Consider the following 16,184-nt stretch of genomic DNA (forward strand, 5'->3'; position numbering starts at 1 on the left):
CCACGAACTCCGGGACCACCACGGCGTGCAGGACGACGGCGTGGACGATGACGGCGTGGACGACGACGGCGTACGACCAGGCGGGCAACACCGCCGGTGCCACCGTGTCCGCCGCGCACCGGTGATCCTCCAGGACGGGTCGGCAGTTCAAGATCGCCAGTGCACTCCTAGACGGGGTACCGCTTGACGTCCCAGATCCGGATGGTCCCCTCCGTGTCCCCGGTGACCAGCCACTTGCCGTCGTGGCTGAAGTCCAGACAGGCCACCGTCGCCATGTGGCCCCGGAGCATGGCCGCACGGCGGTCCCACTGCGCGGGCTCCGTCGCGTGAAGCTGGACGTCGCCGGAGTCCCGGGACACGGCCAGCAGGGACCCGCTCGGGTCGAAGGCCAAGGCTTGTATGTCCCCCTTGAGGAACCAGGACAAGCGACGGAAGCCGGCTCCGCTCCGTTTCCACATCTTGGCCCCGTCCGAACCGCCCACCGCGAGCAGGCGCCCGCCGTCGCCGACGGCGAACACGTTGTGGACTTGGTCTTCTTCCCTGCCCAGCGCCGACCACGACTTGAACTTGTTGAAGTTCGGCTCCTGGTACCGCCCCACGCCATCGCCGACGAACACGGCCAGCCCGCCGTCGTCGAGAAAGGCCAGCCCGAAGGTGCCTGGCAGGTAGTCGTCCTGCTCCCCGGCGGGAGGGAGCGAGGTGAAGCTGGGCGGCGAACCGTTTCCACCGCTCTTCACCTTCCAGATGGCCACCCCTCCACCCATCTGGCCGCAGGCCAGGTGATTCCTCTTGGCGTCGTAGGCGAGGGAGTACGTGGACGTGTCGTCCAGTTCCATGCCGTATTCCATGCCGTATTCCTGGTCGTATTCCTGGTCGTATGTCGGCAGAGAAACACCGGCACCGGTTTCGTCTCTGAGGTCGATGGCAGCAACCCCTCCCACGGTGGGCACGACAAGAGTGGCTCCGCCACGAAGGAACAGGAGATCGCCGGGCTGGAACTCCGTTCCGCGAGGGGGGTCGAAAAGGGGCGGAGTCTGCCCTTCGTCCCGGCCGTTCCACAGTCCCACCGTCCCGTCCTCGAGCATGTACGCCACTGAGGGCGCATTCCGCGACGCCGCCCCTGTCTCGGGCGCGGGCCGGAACCGCACCGTCTGTACTCTCGGAGAGCCCGGAAGGGTGAGCCCGACAGAGCTGCCGTCCTGGAACCTCCGGGCACCACCCACCACGCCCAGGGTGGCCGCTCCCACACCGACCGCCAGAATCGCCCTCCGTTTGACCCTCGCACGTGCCGCCGAGGCCTCGTCCGGGTACTGCGGCACTCCGGCCAGCGTCTCCTGGAGCCGGATATGGCGGAACTGGTAGACGCCGCCGACCTGGCGGAGGATCTCCCGACGCCGGGCGTCGGCGAGGAACGCCATGAGCCGCCAGGGGAGTTTGCCGCGCAGCGCGAGCCAGGCCCGCACCAGCACGAAGCGGGGCCACGCCTGGCTCATGAGCAGGATCAGTGTGAGGCACGCCCCGAGGAGCAGTCCCTCCCCTGTGGCCCCCTCCAGGAAGTCCTTGGATCGCAGGTCCTCCTGGACCAGGAGTGCCGGGTCGGCGCGGCCCGCGCCCGTCAGGGCCAGGAACAGCAGGTGTCCTGCCAGCTTGCCGGCCCACACGGCGGCAGTGACGAGCAGAACCACCAGTACCCCGGCCGTTCCCGCACTGACGACAGCAGACCACCGGTCCTGGGCGAGCAGACGTTGGGGACTGGCCTGGGCCGCACTCGACGGCGGCGCGTCGAGCCAGCCGTGAACAGCGAACGTCAGCCCGGCCAGCACCAGGAGCGCGACGCTGGTACCGGCACCTTCGAGAACGGCCTGTATCTCTTCAGCCGTCCACCCGCTCCTGCTGAAGTCCGCTTCCTCCAGGGTCATCGGAATCATGAACGGCAGAACGATCAGCGCCCCCGTAGCCACACCGGTCCGGAATCCGCGGAACAGCCGTCTCCCCGACCCCTCCACCGACCAGCTCAGTCGGCTCGGCGTCCTGAAGGCGGACGCATGCCAGGCAGCGGTGTGCACCAGGGTGTACAGAAACGCGATCCCGAATCCGTCGCCGAGCGCCACATCCCTGTCGGTCAGGCCGGCGACCATCATGGTCGCCGCCATCAGAAGTACACCCAACGGCAGTCCCGTCAGGGGCCCCGCCCATTTGGACAGCAGCCGCCCGCTCAGCAGCCACCACGCCAGGTCCCGCTCCCGCAGTCCGTGCAGGTGACGGGCGAGGTACGTCAGCCATCTCCCCGCCTGTTCGGCCGTCCACCGCTCCCCGGTCTCCGCCCCCTCCGGCAGACGTGGGTCGGGAGCGTAGGCCGCGTCGACCATGCCCTTGAGGAGATGGTCCTCCACCGCGTACGTGGAGCCGAAGCGGGTGGTGTCGAGGAGTTCGCCCGGATTCCCGCCCCGCTGGTACACCAGCCGCGCCGAGGTCACCAGCAGCGGCGTGGACAGCGCCGTGGTCAGCGGGCTGTCCGGCTCGGCCCGCAAGTGTGCGAGGACCGGTGCCCAGTCGACCCCGTCCGGCCACTCCACGCCCCGTAGGTAGGTGACGACGTCCACCGGCCGGACCGGTAGTACCTCCACCACGGCCGCCTGCCGCAGCGCGGGCGCGCCGTTGAGCACCAGCTCCTCGTACTCCACGACCCGGCAGGTCACGATGAGCGGACGGTCCGTTCCGGTCTTGTTGATCTCCCGGATGGCGCCGCGCCGGGCCGTCTCGGGGATCTCGTCCAGGCCGTCGAGGACCGGTATGACCAGGCCCTGCTCCAGGAGAAGGCGGGGGATGTCCTCGCGGCCGTTGTAGTACGGCTGCGCCATGGTTCGTACGACCCAGTCGTTCAACGGTTCCTGAACCGGGTCCCAGGAGGCGACCGACAGCAGCACGGGCACTGGCCCGCCCTCCTCCCGCGCGGCCAGCAGACCGGAGGTGAGCAGCATGGACAGCACCGTCTTCCCCGATCCGGGCTCGCCCACCACCACCAGCCGCCGATGCGGCACCCTCGCGTACCCGTCCGCGAGCCGGCCGACGACCTCCTCGAAGCGGCCGTCCAACCGCCCGTCGAGGTGCAGCCGCACCACCCGAGAGCCCTCGGGCCGGTTCCAACGCGGGTCGGTGACACGCCGCCGGGTCGCCGTCCACGTCAGCGGCAGCACCCGCTCGTCCCGCAGTCGCCGCGCCCCCGCTTCGTCCAGCCACTGCGCCCGCAGTTGAACGGCCAGGTTGTCGGCGAGCGCAGCGGCGTCCTGGGGCGATGTGTCGGCCCCGCGGAAGAAGTCGAGCATCGCCACCACCAGCGCGGCGAGCGAGAGGACGATCCCCGCCGCCGAGCCTACGTCGATGTCCGAGTCATCGATCAGCATCCACAGAGTGAGACCGGCGCTCGCCACCGCCACTACGCTTAGTGAGACGGCACGGACCAGCTGAGTGTTGGGCGGGCGAACCCGCCGACGATTTCTCTGCAGCACACACTTAAGTATGGCCGTCCGGGACACGCCTGTCCCAGCCTTCCGTTGCACCGCACCGTCCCCATGTCCCCTTCTGCCTAACCGAGTTGACGAACATTCGTTCTCTACCGCCGGACACGGCTCCCGACGCCGACGCCGCACCTCTGCCGCCGCGGCCCAACTTGTGGGCGGCGGCAACTCCGACAGCCTTCGCCGTCGGCGCGGGCCCCGACAACCGGTGAGCACATACCGTCTCTGAGCGCGTTGCGGCGAACCGGGTCTCGTTCGAGGTGTGCGGCAGCGGGTGATCGTCTGGAGGGAGGTCCGGGTGCGGTCGCGGGCATGATCGCTGCGGGAGCAATGCTACGGCGCGAAGTGGCCCAAGGCCGTCGCGAAGATCACCGAGGACGCCGAGGAACTGCTGGCGTTCTACGACTTCCCCGCCGAGCACTGGATCCACCTGCGGACCACCAACCCCATCGAGTCCACGTTCTCCACAGTCAGGCTCCGCACCAAGGCCACCCGCGGCGCCGGCAGCCTAGCCGCCGCCCTCGCGATGGTGTTCAAGCTGGTCGAGTCCGCCCAGGACCGTTGGCGCGCGATCACCGGTGCCCACCTCGTCGCCCTGGTCCGCTCCGGCGCCAGGTTCGAGAACGGTGTCCTGGTCGAGCGCGAGGAGGCGGTGGCCACGTGAACCGGCCCACGCACGGGGCACTGCACCACGTCGAGATCTGGGTTCCCGACCTCGACCGCTCCCTCGCCTCACTCGGCTGGCTGCTTCAGACGCTGGGCTATACCGTCTCGCAGAGCTGGTACACCGGCCGCAGCTGGCTGCTCGGGCCGACCTACCTCGTCCTCGAACGGTCCCCGGCCCTCACCGCAGACCGGCACGACCGCCGCCGACCCGGGCTGAACCACCTGGCCTTCCACGTCGAGGACGCCACTACCGTCGAGAAGCTAGCCGCCGACGCGGCCCAGCACGGTTGGAGCCTGATGTTCCCCGAGCTGCACCCGCACGCCGGCGGCAAGCAGTACTACGCGGCCTACCTGGAGAACACGGACGGCTTCGAGGTCGAGCTCGTCGCGATCAACTCACCCGAGCTCAACTGATCCACAGGTATTGACAATTGCTCCGCGGGCGAGACCGCCGGGTCCACCCCGAAGCGTGGATGCTCCCTGCGCCGCGACTGTTGCCCTGTGGAGACCCTGGATGTACTCGCGTCAGGCTGTCAGTGGTGCCGCGTAGCCTGACTGAGTAGCAGCTCAGACTGCTGCTCGTAGCCTGGCGCGTCCAGCAGGGAGGGTGTGGTGCTGGCTGATCGCAAGGCCGTGACGCGCCAGACGTTCGTCGAGGAGAAGGGCATAGCTCTGATCGAACGGCGGTGCCTGCCCGGCGGGTCGATCACGGCGCCGACGGGCACACCAATCTGGTGGAACCCTGGCGGTGCCTCTGTGCCCACCCGCTACGCCCATTACACGTAGAGGCAAGTCGGGGGCTGCGATGCGGGCGGATGCTTTGGCTGCAAGCGGCAACGGGGGAACGCATGGGGGTGGCTGCTGACCGACAACGTGCTCGCCCGGCAGTCGGCGGCTTCCTACGGCTTTGCTCGTCGGTGGGTCGGTTGCGCCCGCACTGGCCAACCAGGGCAAGGTCGTTTGCTGGTCACCTGTCCGGCGCCGGGCAGTAGCGGCGATGCAGTGGGCGATGGTTCGGTGACCGTTGGATGACGGAGAGGGGCAGGGCTCACTCCTTGGCCTCTGTGCTGGTGGAGGGGGCGCCGACTGCCTGCCCCGTAGCGCGCACCTCCTTGGCTAACTCCAGGAAAACGGTGCTGGGTTGCCCCGCGCAGCTGCTTCGATTACCTCTGGCGGCAAGTTCCCGGAAGTGAACTGCGATCGGACATACGTGTCAATGTGGACTTTCTTGCGATTCGGCTTCCGAGTCATGGAATCCTGTGCACTATGTGTGGGTGGGGGATCACGGTGAGTTCCGAATGTAGATCCGAGGAGTGAACGTTGACCAGCCAGATAGCGGGTGCCCCGCAGCCCGGCGACGGAGAGAGCGGGGGAGAGAAGTCGGGCCGCCGGGGTACGGTGCGCTACCTCAAGGACGAGGCCGTGCCATCCGCGCCACGGATGCTGCTCGGATACGTTCTGCGGAACCGACGCACGGCTCTGGGCCTGAAGCTGCAGGAGGTGGCACTCCGGACGGGGTGTTCCAGCTCGAAGCTGAGCCGAATCGAGAGCGGGCATCACGCCTTCAAGGAGAAGGACCTCCTGCAGTTCTTCACGGTGTACGAGGTCCAGGACGGCGAGCAGCAGAGGATCCTGCTGGGGCTGGCCGAGATAGCCAACCAGCCGACGTGGTGGCAGAAGTGGTCAGCCGTGGCCCAGCCGTACTTGCAGGCGGTGGTCAGCTTCGAGGACATGGCGACACGTACGAAGGCGAGCAGCGCTCAGCTGCTGCACGGCCTCTTGCAGACCCCTGCGTATGCCGAGGCGCTGATCCGGCGCGGACGCGGCGGGAACGGTGTCCACGACGCCCTGCTGGCGTTGCGCAGGGAACGCCAGGAAAGGTTCGCTTCCGCACCCGACAAGATCCTCATCGTCGTGATCTACGAGGCCGCGGTTCTGCACGCGGTCGGCAATCCGGAGATCATGGCAGAGCAGATGGATCACCTGGTCGATCTGTCCCGCAAGCGCAACTACCAGCTGCGCCTGGCAGAGCAGGGGCGCTATGACCTGCCGGTGGAGCTGGGCACAACAACGATCTTCGACTTCGAGGGCCGCGTGCCCAAGGTCGCATACCAGGAAAGCGTGGACGGCGCCCTGTTCATCCAGGACGAGGAACTGGTGGACTACCGGGAGAAGCTGTTCGACCGGCTGCGTGCCCGATCGCTGGGACCGGTCGCAACCCGGCGCAAGCTCCAGCACCTGGCGGACAAATACCGTTCCCCCAAGCTGCTCTGACCCGCACTCGCACCGTGTACGTCAGGGCTTGCAGGCGACGCCGGCGTAGAGGGAGACCTGCCGTTCAATCAGTACACCGGGCCCGCTGCCGGCCTCCGGACGCCACTGGTGAGCCAGGACCACACCCGGCTCCACCAGTTCGAGGCCGTACTGGTCGAAAAAGCGCTGGACCTCCGGCTGATTTCGCACCTGAACTGGGGTCCCTCGCTGCGTGTAGGTGTCGGTGATGGCCTGCCACGCGGCGGGGTCGAAGTCTCCTGTGCAGTGGCTCAAGCTCAGGTAGGAGCCCGACGGCAGAGGGGCCAGCAGGCGCCTGACGATGTCGTAGGGCTCCTGCGCGTCGATGACAAAGTGAAGGAGGGCGTGCAGGCTGAGTGCAACCGGGCGGTCCAGGTCAAGGATGCCCTGCTCTTTCACGGCGGCCCAGACCTCCTCCGGCTCGGTGGCGTCGGCCTGGACGTAGCCTGTCTGCCCCTGCGGAGACCCGTCGAGGAGTTCGTCGGCGTAGACAAGGACGATGGGATCGTTGTCGACGTAGACAACCCGGCACTCGGGTGCGACTTCCTGTGCCACGTCGTGAAGGTTGGGCGCGGTGGGGATGCCGGTCCCCACGTCGACGAACTGCCGGACCCCCTGCTGCGCGAGGTACCGGACAGCCCGGTGCATGTACGCCCGGTTCACCCTGGCCACGCTCTCGATTGCGGGGAAAACCCGGATCACCTGTTGGGCGGCTTCACGGTCCACGGCGTAGTTTGTTTTCCCGCCGAGATAGTAGTCGTACATGCGCGCACTATGAGCCCTGTCCTGCCCTAAGTCCGTGTTCGCACCGTCCTGTCCTTGTTCAGGCACAGACTGCTCTCCCACGGCACACCCCCAGGTTTACGCCGACCATCCGCCCACGTCAGGGGCGGGATGCACTTGCATTATCCCTATCCATACTGGCCGGTTACCGGCAATGTCCAGAGCTGCTCGATATCGTCGATGCCTAGCCGGAAAGTTTCGACGGCTGGCCGAGCCGTCAGCCCCTGAAACGGGCGGGCCGCGCGAGCTGCGTGGGCCGGGCACGCCGTTTGCGGAAGCGGACGGTGTGCCCGGCGGTGACTCCAGACGGTTCAGACGCTTCCCTGCCTCACAGCGGCGACGAAGGCCCGTGCGGTGGCAGCTGAAACCTCCATGAGCGCCCCGTTATGCCGCTTGGAGTCGTCGAAGAGCACGATCCCGCCCGACGGCTGTGCGACCTCGACGCATTCCCCTTCCGGATAGCTGTGTGAACTCTTGCGCCAGACCACGCCGACCCTGTCGGCATCCCGTCGTGACGCGTACGTCGGCTTCCTCACCGATGACCTCCTGCGGTGAACGAACACCCCGTTGCCGAGATGCAATTGCATCTCGCCCGACTAGGTGAGGATCGCCCTCCCCTCGGCGATGTATGCGTGCTTGAGGCAACAATGTCTGGATTCAACCGTTGGCCCATGCAAGTGCAACCCGCAGGGCTACCAGTTCATCGCACTATCGCACTGGCTACTTGGGGCCATCGGCCGGTGGCGTGGCAGTTCGCACACGCTCCGTGCCGGTCGGCGGCGCGCCAGCGGCGCGGGTGCCCTGACCAGGGAAATCGGACACAGGCGCTCTGTCTCTGCCAGTCCCGCACTTCGAACAGGGGCACAGGCATCCATTTTCAATGCGCGGGCAGGAGGACCAACACTTAGGGACCGCTCGTGGATCTTCGGGCCGAAACGGCAGCAGCGAGGCCCTATTGAGCGCCTACCGTCGTACCCGCTTAGAGGTCCTAACAGAAGTTGTTGATCATGTGACTTTCGGCTTGGGTGGTCGTTGGTCCGTTCGTGGGGAAACGACAGTCGCGGCCCTGGGTCGTGTCGGATGAACTGTGGTCGCTCATCGAGCCGTTGCTGCCCGTGCCGGGTCCGAAGCTGGTGGAGGGCAGGCCGCGGGTCCCGGACCGGCAGGCACTGTGCGGGATCCTGTTCGTGCTGCACACCGGCATCCAGTGGGAGTACCTGCCCCAGGAGCTGGGCTTCGGCTCGGGGATGACGTGCTGGCGGCGCCTGGCCGCCTGGAACGAAGCCGGCGTGTGGGACGGACTGCACCTGGTGCTGCTGCAGAGGCTGCGGGCCGCGAAGAAGCTCGACTGGTCCCGGGCGGTGATCGACTCCTCCCACGTACGGGCCGCTCGGCGCGGCCCAAAAGCGGGCCCAGCCCGGTCGACCGCGCACGACCGGGCAGCAAGCACCACGTCCTCACCGACGGCCAGGGCATCCCGCTCGCGGTGTCGCTGACCGGCGGAAACCGCAACGACGTCACCCAGCTGCTGCCGCTGCTGGACAAGGTTCCGGCCGTGGCCGGCGTCGTCGGCCGGCCCAGACACCGGCCAGACGCACTCCTCGCCGACCGCGGCTACGACCACGACAAGTACCGCCGCCTGCTGCGACAGCGCGGGATCCGACCGGTCATCGCCGAACGAGGCGTCGAACACGGCTCCGGCCTGGGCGTCTTCCGCTACGTGATCGAGCGCACGATCGCCTGGCTGCACGGCTTCCGCCGACTGCGAATCCGCTGGGAACGACGCGACGACATCCACGAAGCCTTCCTCGGACTCGCCACCTGCCTCATCACCCACCGCCACGTCCAACGCCTTTGTTAGGACCTCTTAGCCGACAGAGCTAGGCGGCACCAGGGCCCCAGCAGTCGATTGGCGTCCTCCCGCTGGGACCCGTGCCACGACTCTCCAAGGAGATCGCGTTGCTCCCTTCCCCGCGCCGACGGCGTCGTAAACCGCGCCACGCCCGACCTCGCATACCTCGGCAATGCCTGATGTGCCTGGCCGAGTACACGCAGCTACTTCTCGGCCCCACCGGTCTGGCGCCGTTCCTGCACCATCCCGGCCAATGGCCCCACATCGCTTACAGCACCGCCGTGGTCATCCTGCAACTGATCGGACACCACTGCTCCCACCGTCCCACCGGGCCCGTCCCATGAACCGCTCCCGACCACGACCGCCACGCCCGGGGTGCAGCGGAGCCACTCATGACTGAGACCCCCAACCGCCCCTTGCCGTGCCTCACGCACATCGGCCTCGTCCTCGAACAAGTCCGCCGGCAAGCCGACATCGAGCACGCAGCCCTGGCAAACAAGACTGGAGTCGACATCGAGTACGTCACAGGGGTCCTCCTGGGGAGCAGATTTCCATCGCGCCGCTTCATTCTCCGGTACGCCCGAGCCTGCCGAGCGGACATACAAGTCCTCGTGAGGGTCTGGGAAGACGAGCACGAGCGCCGCTTGCCAAAAGTCGGCGACCGCGCCGACGGGTGACTGGTGGCATCTGTCCAGGCTGTACGTGTGGATCTGTAAAAGCTGACCGGGGCTGCCGGGGGGGGCGATAGATACGGGCATTGCGCAGCCGACTGCCCAATGCCCGTCATCTTGCATGGGAGCGCCTCGACTCTGGCTGACAACCTCGCGAAAGAGGTTGTCGGTCTCATCCTGGCCCGTGGCCTCCGCTTCTGGGTCTGTCGCATACGGGTCTTTCGCAAGCAGCCCCTCCGCCAATGTCCGGCACCGGTGCCCGCAGGTGTGCCGTCCGTGCGGCTGTTGACGCCGCTTCGGGGCTGTAGCAGGGCTTCTGCAGTCCGCCGGTTGCGGACGCTGGCGTGTCATCGTTGCGGACGCTCGGGGCCGTGCAGGATGCCGTCGTACCTGCGACCTGAGGAATTCCCTTGTCTCAACCCCCGAAGACGGCGGTTCCTGCCCGCGCTCGCAATCCGAAGCGCGCAGCTGAGGCGGTTCTCGACGAAGCGGCCAGGCTGAAGCCCGCGCCCGGGTACATGAACGGCACGGACTACGCCGACTGGTTCGTCGAGGCGACACCGGACCTGCTGCGTGCACTGGCAGACCTTGCCCACTGCCAGCGGGAGCCCGAACTCGCCGATATTCTCTATCGGTTCAGCGGACCGATGTGCCTGGAGCCGCTATACGACGACCTGTCTGAGAGTTGTGCCCCCATGGGTTCTGTGTGGAGATCGTAGGACGTGAGGGGAACCCTGTCCGGTGCACAGCCCGGACAACGCCGATTCTCTGGGCTACTGCGTCTACCCCGACAGGGCCCGGTTGTGTCGCGAGCCCCGTATGCCCGACAGGGGCCGGTGTGCCGATCACTGGGAACTGTGCCTCGTGGTCAAGGGAGACGGCGCTGTATGCGGGAAGCGTCGCTGCGGGGTGCCGAAGCACAAGCGGGTTACGGCGGCTGCCACGGCGCCGTCGTCGTAGTGCTGCGCAGGTGGTGGCCGTCAAGGCGGCGGCTCTGCGTGAACACGTCCGGGTAGTCCACGGCGCCGCCACCGCCGTGGAGCCCGCTTGAGACGCACGCAAACTGCAACTATCGGCTCCTCCTTGGTTCACCTCGCCCGTTTTGGTGAGGTCCTGTTGTGACTGGCTGTTCTCTATCCGCTCGGGTGGTCGGCGGGGTTCGAACAGGGACCCGGCCCGGGTGAGTCTGTTGGCGGGGATGCAGGGAAGAAGGGCCTCTTGGTAGCTCGCGGATGTCGAGTCCAGCGAGGAGCAAGAGGCCCTGTTGTCGAAGTGTCGCGTGGTCACGGTTGCCGGGTCCAGTTGGTCCACTCCTGGGTGTGACTGCCTCGCCCACAGGTTCGGAAACGCAGCCGACCGGCCGCTCCACTCTCAGGCGTGCTCACGGCTGACCAGGTGGAGCGGGTGTACGGCGTCGCTCGTCATAGTCAGGCTTGGGCTCGGGCCTGAGCCGGCGGCCCGTGGCGTGACCATTCCAACGGGGTTGGCCGACCGACGTTGGTGAGACGTCTCCTTTCCGGGACCTCACCTGCGGCGATGCTCCAAGATCCCGTCCACGCCTCGTCCACAGCCCCCGACATACGTCCGCTTCGAGCGGCATACGGCTGCACATACGCGAAGACCCCGTTCTCAGCGAACTCGCTGATGGCGGGGTCTTGGGCACACTTGCACAGTGTGCCCCCGGCAGGATTCGAACCTGCGCACACGGCTCCGGAGGCCGTTGCTCTATCCCCTGAGCTACGGGGGCGTGTCCGTCGCGGTGGGTGTTGCTCGCGGCGACGGGTAGAACACTACCAGCTCGTCCGGGGTGGTCATGAACGGGTTTTCGCGGGTCGTGGCGGTGGGCCGGGGGGGGGTTGTCCCCCGCACGGGGTGGAAGTGGGGAAAACCCGGACGCGGTGGCCGGTCCGGACCTACTCTCGAGTTGTGCCTAGGGCGTCCGGCCGGGTCCTTGTTGTGGACGACAACAAGGTCATCCGGCAGCTGATCAGGGTCAATCTCGAGCTGGAGGGCTTCGAGGTCGTGACCGCGGGCGATGGTGCCGAGTGTCTGGAAGTCGTCCATCAGGTGCGGCCCGACGCCGTCACCCTGGACGTGGTCATGCCGCGGCTCGACGGGGTCAGGACCGCCGCCCGGCTGCGCGCCGATCCGCGTACCCGGGACCTTCCGATCGCGATCGTGAGTGCCTGTACGCAGCACGAGGTCGACGCCGGGTTCGATGCCGGGGCGGACGCCTTCCTCTCCAAGCCCTTCGAGCCCGCGGAACTCGTGACCCTCGTAAGGCAGTTGGTCGAGCGTGGGGTGGCGCGGGCCGGGGTGTCGCCGTCGGCACGGACGCGAGGTGTCCTGGGTCTCGCCGGGGAGAGCGAGTCGCCCGCTCAGGCGTGACCCGCGGGCGGCCGGGGCCGTTCCCGGCGCGGCGGGGCCGTCCACATCCCGGGACTGCCGCAAATCGGTTCGCCTCCCCACCCCCCTCCTCCCATACGCTTGACCCGTGACACCCGTAGAGCTCTCCCGCACCGTGCTACACGCGGTGCGTCGCGCTGTCGACGCGGGGGAGCTGAGCGTGGCCGTGCCGGAGCGTGCCGTGGTCGCGCCGCCGGGGCCCGGAGGGTGCGGCGACTACGCCACCGGCATCGCCCTCAAGCTGGCCCGGCCGGCCGGGCAGAGTCCGCGCAGGGTGGCCGAGGTGCTGCGGCCGCACCTCCTCGACGTCGACGGCATCGCCGACGTCGTCCTGACCGGGCCCGGATTCCTCAACATCAGCCTGCACGACGTCACCTCCGCCGCACTCGTCGCCGAGATCCTGCGCCGCGGCACCCGGTACGGGTACGCCGACGGTCCCGACGGACGCATCGTCCAACTGCACTGTCCGTACGACCCGCGTGCCGTCGTCGTCGCCGAGGCCGCCGCCCGCGTCCTGCGCTCCCAGGGGGCCCTGGTCCGGGTCACCGCCGAGGGCTTCGACCCCGCCTGGACCGAAGTCCTCGGGGTGCGTGTCGACGCGGTCGGGCCCGCTCCCGCCGAGCTGCCCGTCAACGTCCGGCCCGTGCCCGCCCCGGCCGACCCCCTGCCGCTCGGGCGGGACGCCGGCCGGTGGGCCCTGCTCCACCCCGCCGCGCACGACCGGCCCCGGACCGGCGACGAGCACCTCGTCCAGCGGGAGGGCAACCCCCTCTTCCGGGTGCGGTACGCCCACGCCCGTGCCCGTGCCGCCCGCCGGAACGCCGCCGACCTCGGTTTCGCCGCCGAGCCGGGAGCCGTCACCGAGCCCGAGCTGCTCGCCGCCCTCGCCGACCACCCCCGCGTCCTCGCCGCCGCCGCGGACCACCGCGCCCCCGACCGGCTCGCCCGGCACCTCGTCGCCGTCGCCGACGCAGCACTGCCCTTCCTGCTCACCGTGCTGCCGCGCGGCGGGGAGAAACCCTCGGCCGCCCACCGCGCCCGGCTGGCCCTCGCCGAAGCCGTCGGGGCGGTGCTGGCCGGCGGCCTGTCCCTCCTCGGCATCGACGCACCCGACCATCTCTGAGAGAGCACACGAAGACGCCATGAGTCGTTCCGCACACCCCGCCGGGCCCCGTCACGCCGATGTCCTTCCTGAGGGGCGTTCCGCAGCGAGCGCAGCCCCGGCCGAGGACCTGAACGCCCTCGATCCCAAGGTCTGGGCCCACACCGTCGGACGGGACGCGGACGGTGTCGTCACCGTCGGCGGGATCGCCGTCACCCAGCTCGCCGAGGAGTACGGCACCCCCGCCTACATCCTCGACGAGGCCGACTTCCGCGACCGGGCCCGGGCCTGGCGCACCGCCTTCGGCACCGACGCCGACGTCTTCTACGCCGGGAAGGCCTTCCTGTCGCGCGCCGTCGTGCGGTGGCTGCACGAGGAGGGGCTCAACCTCGACGTGTGCTCCGGGGGCGAGCTGGCCACCGCCCTCTCCGCCGGGATGCCCGCCGAGCGGATCGCCTTCCACGGGAACAACAAGTCCCCGGAGGAGATCGAACGCGCCGTCCGCGCCGGAGTCGGGCGGATCGTGCTCGACTCCTTCCAGGAGATCGTGCGGGTCGCGCACACCGCCCAGTCCCTCGGCAAGCGGCAGCGGGTCCAGATCCGGATCACCGTCGGCGTCGAGGCCCACACGCACGAGTTCATCGCCACCGCCCACGAGGACCAGAAGTTCGGGATTCCGCTCGCGGGTGGGCAGGCCGCCGAGGCCGTGCGGCGGGCCCTGCAGCTCGACGGGCTCGAGGTCATCGGCATCCACTCCCACATCGGGTCGCAGATCTTCGACATGTCGGGGTTCGAGGTCGCCGCGCACCGCGTCGTGGGGCTGCTCAAGGACATCCGGGACGAGCACGGCGTCGAGCTGCCCGAGATCGACCTCGGAGGCGGCCTCGGCATCGCGTACACCAGCGACGACGACCCCCGCGAGCCGCACGAGATCGCCAAGGCGCTGACCGAGATCGTGACGCGGGAGTGCGAGGCGGCCCGGCTCGCCACCCCCCGCATCTCCGTCGAGCCCGGGCGGGCCATCGTCGGCCCCACCGCCTTCACGCTCTACGAGGTCGGCACCGTCAAGCCGCTCGACGGGCTGCGGACATACGTCTCCGTCGACGGCGGGATGTCGGACAACATCCGCACCGCGCTGTACGACGCCGAGTACAGCGTCGCCCTCGCCTCCCGCACCTCCGACGCCGAACCGATGCTCGTACGCGTCGTCGGCAAGCACTGCGAGAGCGGGGACATCGTGGTCAAGGACGCGTTCCTGCCGGGAGACCTGGCACCCGGTGACCTGATCGCCGTACCGGCCACCGGGGCGTACTGCCGTTCCATGGCCAGCAACTACAACCACGCGCTGCGTCCGCCCGTCGTCTCCGTGCGGGACGGTGCGGCGCGGGTCGTCGTCCGGCGGGAGACCGAGGAGGATCTGCTGCGCCTCGACGTCGGGTGACACACCCCGTGGGAGCGGAGAGGGCGGGTGAAGATCCTTCGGCCCGCACCCCCTCCGAAAATGAAATAAACGTCTCACGATCCGGACGAAAGGCAGAAAATCCCGTCCGGTGCGTGAGACTGGTTCAACCGTAGACGGTAAGAGGAAACGAGGTCGGATGATGCGTACGCGTCCGCTGAAGGTGGCGCTGCTGGGCTGTGGAGTGGTCGGCTCAGAGGTGGCGCGCATCATGACGACGCACGCCGACGACCTCGCCGCCCGGATCGGGGCGCCGGTGGAGCTCGCGGGTGTCGCCGTACGGCGGCCCGACAAGGTGCGCGAGGGCATCGACCCCGCCCTCGTCACCACCGACGCCACCGCGCTCGTCAAGCGCGGGGACATCGACGTCGTCGTCGAGGTCATCGGCGGGATCGAGCCCGCGCGGACGCTCATCACCACCGCCTTCGCCCACGGTGCCTCCGTGGTCTCCGCCAACAAGGCCCTCATCGCCCAGGACGGCGCCGCCCTGCACGCCGCCGCCGGCGAGCACGGCAAGGACCTGTACTACGAGGCCGCCGTCGCCGGTGCCATCCCGCTGATCCGGCCGCTGCGCGAGTCGCTGGCCGGCGACAAGGTCAACCGGGTGCTCGGCATCGTCAACGGGACCACCAACTTCATCCTCGACGCCATGGACACGACGGGCGCCGGGTACCAGGAGGCACTCGACGAGGCCACCGCCCTCGGGTACGCGGAGGCCGACCCGACCGCCGACGTCGAGGGCTTCGACGCCGCCGCCAAGGCCGCCATCCTCGCCGGGATCGCCTTCCACACGCGCGTGCGCCTCGACGACGTCTACCGCGAGGGCATGACCGAGGTCACCGCCGCCGACTTCGCCTCCGCCAAGGAGATGGGCTGCACCATCAAGCTGCTCGCCATCTGCGAGCGGGCGGCCGACGGCGGCTCCGTCACCGCGCGCGTGCACCCCGCGATGATCCCGCTCAGCCATCCCCTGGCCAATGTGCGCGAGGCGTACAACGCGGTCTTCGTCGAGTCCGACGCCGCCGGACAGCTCATGTTCTACGGGCCCGGCGCCGGCGGGTCGCCGACCGCGTCCGCCGTCCTCGGCGACCTCGTGGCCGTGTGCCGCAACCGGCTGGGCGGGGCGACCGGACCCGGTGAGTCCGCGTACGCCGCACTGCCCGTCTCGCCGATGGGCGACGTCGTCACGCGCTACCACATCAGCCTCGACGTGGCCGACAAACCGGGCGTGCTCGCCCAGGTCGCGACCGTGTTCGCGGAGCACGGTGTCTCCATCGACACCGTGCGCCAGTCCGGCAAGGACGGCGAGGCATCCCTCGTCGTCGTCACCCACCGTGCGTCCGACGCCGCCCTCGGCGGTACCGTCGAGGCGCTGCGCAAGCTCGACACCGTGCGGGGTGTCGCCAGCATCATGCGGGTTGAAGGAGAGTAACCA

At 68.8% G+C, this 16,184-nt stretch carries 11 protein-coding genes, 1 tRNA gene and 1 pseudogene; 9 read left to right on the forward strand and 4 right to left on the reverse strand.

The features are described from left to right. Positions 1-167 precede the first annotated feature (167 nt). Entirely contained in the window at positions 168-3,404 is a 3,237-nt protein-coding gene (locus tag BJ961_RS06570; protein ID WP_271320368.1) for an NACHT and WD40 repeat domain-containing protein, read from the reverse strand. 448 nt (positions 3,405-3,852) lie between these two features. On the opposite strand from BJ961_RS06570, the pseudogene BJ961_RS06575 reads away from it, so the two are divergent. The 3 genes and pseudogenes from BJ961_RS06575 to BJ961_RS06585 all read left to right on the forward strand — a co-directional run. Then, a pseudogene (locus BJ961_RS06575) lies at positions 3,853-4,182 on the forward strand (transposase); the annotation flags it as partial. Next, on the forward strand, positions 4,179-4,598 hold the full coding sequence (locus BJ961_RS06580; protein WP_271320369.1) for a VOC family protein: 420 nt from the start codon (positions 4,179-4,181) through the stop codon (positions 4,596-4,598). The pseudogene BJ961_RS06575 and the gene BJ961_RS06580, both read left to right, overlap by 4 nt. Before the next feature lie 906 nt (positions 4,599-5,504). Next, positions 5,505-6,458 carry a helix-turn-helix domain-containing protein gene (locus BJ961_RS06585; protein WP_271320370.1) on the forward strand — a complete coding sequence of 318 codons (954 nt, stop codon included), beginning with the start codon at positions 5,505-5,507 and terminating at the stop codon, positions 6,456-6,458. 21 nt (positions 6,459-6,479) lie between these two features. Here BJ961_RS06585 and BJ961_RS06590 read toward each other — a convergent pair whose 3' ends face one another. Further along, on the reverse strand, positions 6,480-7,322 hold the full coding sequence (locus BJ961_RS06590; RefSeq protein WP_381157525.1) for an SAM-dependent methyltransferase: 843 nt from the start codon (positions 7,320-7,322) through the stop codon (positions 6,480-6,482). Between the two features lie 248 nt (positions 7,323-7,570). Beyond that, the gene (locus BJ961_RS06595; RefSeq protein WP_271320372.1) at positions 7,571-7,795 is read right to left on the reverse strand and encodes a DUF397 domain-containing protein; all 225 of its coding nucleotides are present in this window, start codon (positions 7,793-7,795) and stop codon (positions 7,571-7,573) included. Positions 7,796-8,302: 507 nt separating this feature from the next. Between BJ961_RS06595 and BJ961_RS06600 the strand changes: the two genes are divergently transcribed. After that, positions 8,303-9,120, forward strand: a protein-coding gene (locus BJ961_RS06600; RefSeq protein ID WP_271320373.1) for an IS5 family transposase whose coding sequence is annotated in 2 segments (ribosomal slippage) — positions 8,303-8,660 and positions 8,660-9,120 — 819 coding nt in all. Because the reading frame shifts where the segments join, the coding sequence is not laid out codon by codon here. Between the two features lie 383 nt (positions 9,121-9,503). Then, on the forward strand, positions 9,504-9,788 hold the full coding sequence (locus tag BJ961_RS06605; RefSeq protein ID WP_271320374.1) for a helix-turn-helix domain-containing protein: 285 nt from the start codon (positions 9,504-9,506) through the stop codon (positions 9,786-9,788). 1,669 nt (positions 9,789-11,457) lie between these two features. Here BJ961_RS06605 and BJ961_RS06610 read toward each other — a convergent pair. Further along, positions 11,458-11,529 (reverse strand) — tRNA-Arg (locus tag BJ961_RS06610). 179 nt (positions 11,530-11,708) lie between these two features. On the opposite strand from BJ961_RS06610, the gene BJ961_RS06615 reads away from it, so the two are divergent. From BJ961_RS06615 to BJ961_RS06630, 4 genes are all read left to right on the forward strand, one after another. After that, on the forward strand, positions 11,709-12,170 hold the full coding sequence (locus BJ961_RS06615; protein WP_271320375.1) for a response regulator: 462 nt from the start codon (positions 11,709-11,711) through the stop codon (positions 12,168-12,170). Positions 12,171-12,276: 106 nt separating this feature from the next. After that, on the forward strand, positions 12,277-13,311 hold the full coding sequence (gene nrtL / locus BJ961_RS06620) for an ArgS-related anticodon-binding protein NrtL (RefSeq protein WP_271320376.1): 1,035 nt from the start codon (positions 12,277-12,279) through the stop codon (positions 13,309-13,311). A gap of 19 nt (positions 13,312-13,330) precedes the next feature. Further along, positions 13,331-14,731 (forward strand): diaminopimelate decarboxylase, encoded by a 1,401-nt coding sequence (gene lysA / locus BJ961_RS06625; RefSeq protein WP_271320377.1) that lies wholly within the window; start codon positions 13,331-13,333, stop codon positions 14,729-14,731. A 157-nt stretch (positions 14,732-14,888) separates the two neighbouring features. After that, positions 14,889-16,181: a homoserine dehydrogenase gene (locus BJ961_RS06630; protein ID WP_271320378.1), complete on the forward strand. Its 1,293-nt coding sequence runs from the start codon at positions 14,889-14,891 to the stop codon at positions 16,179-16,181. Positions 16,182-16,184: the final 3 nt, after the last annotated feature.

Origin of the sequence: Streptomyces lienomycini, assembly GCF_027947595.1 — a bacterium.
Taxonomy (GTDB): Bacteria; Actinomycetota; Actinomycetes; order Streptomycetales; family Streptomycetaceae; genus Streptomyces; species Streptomyces lienomycini.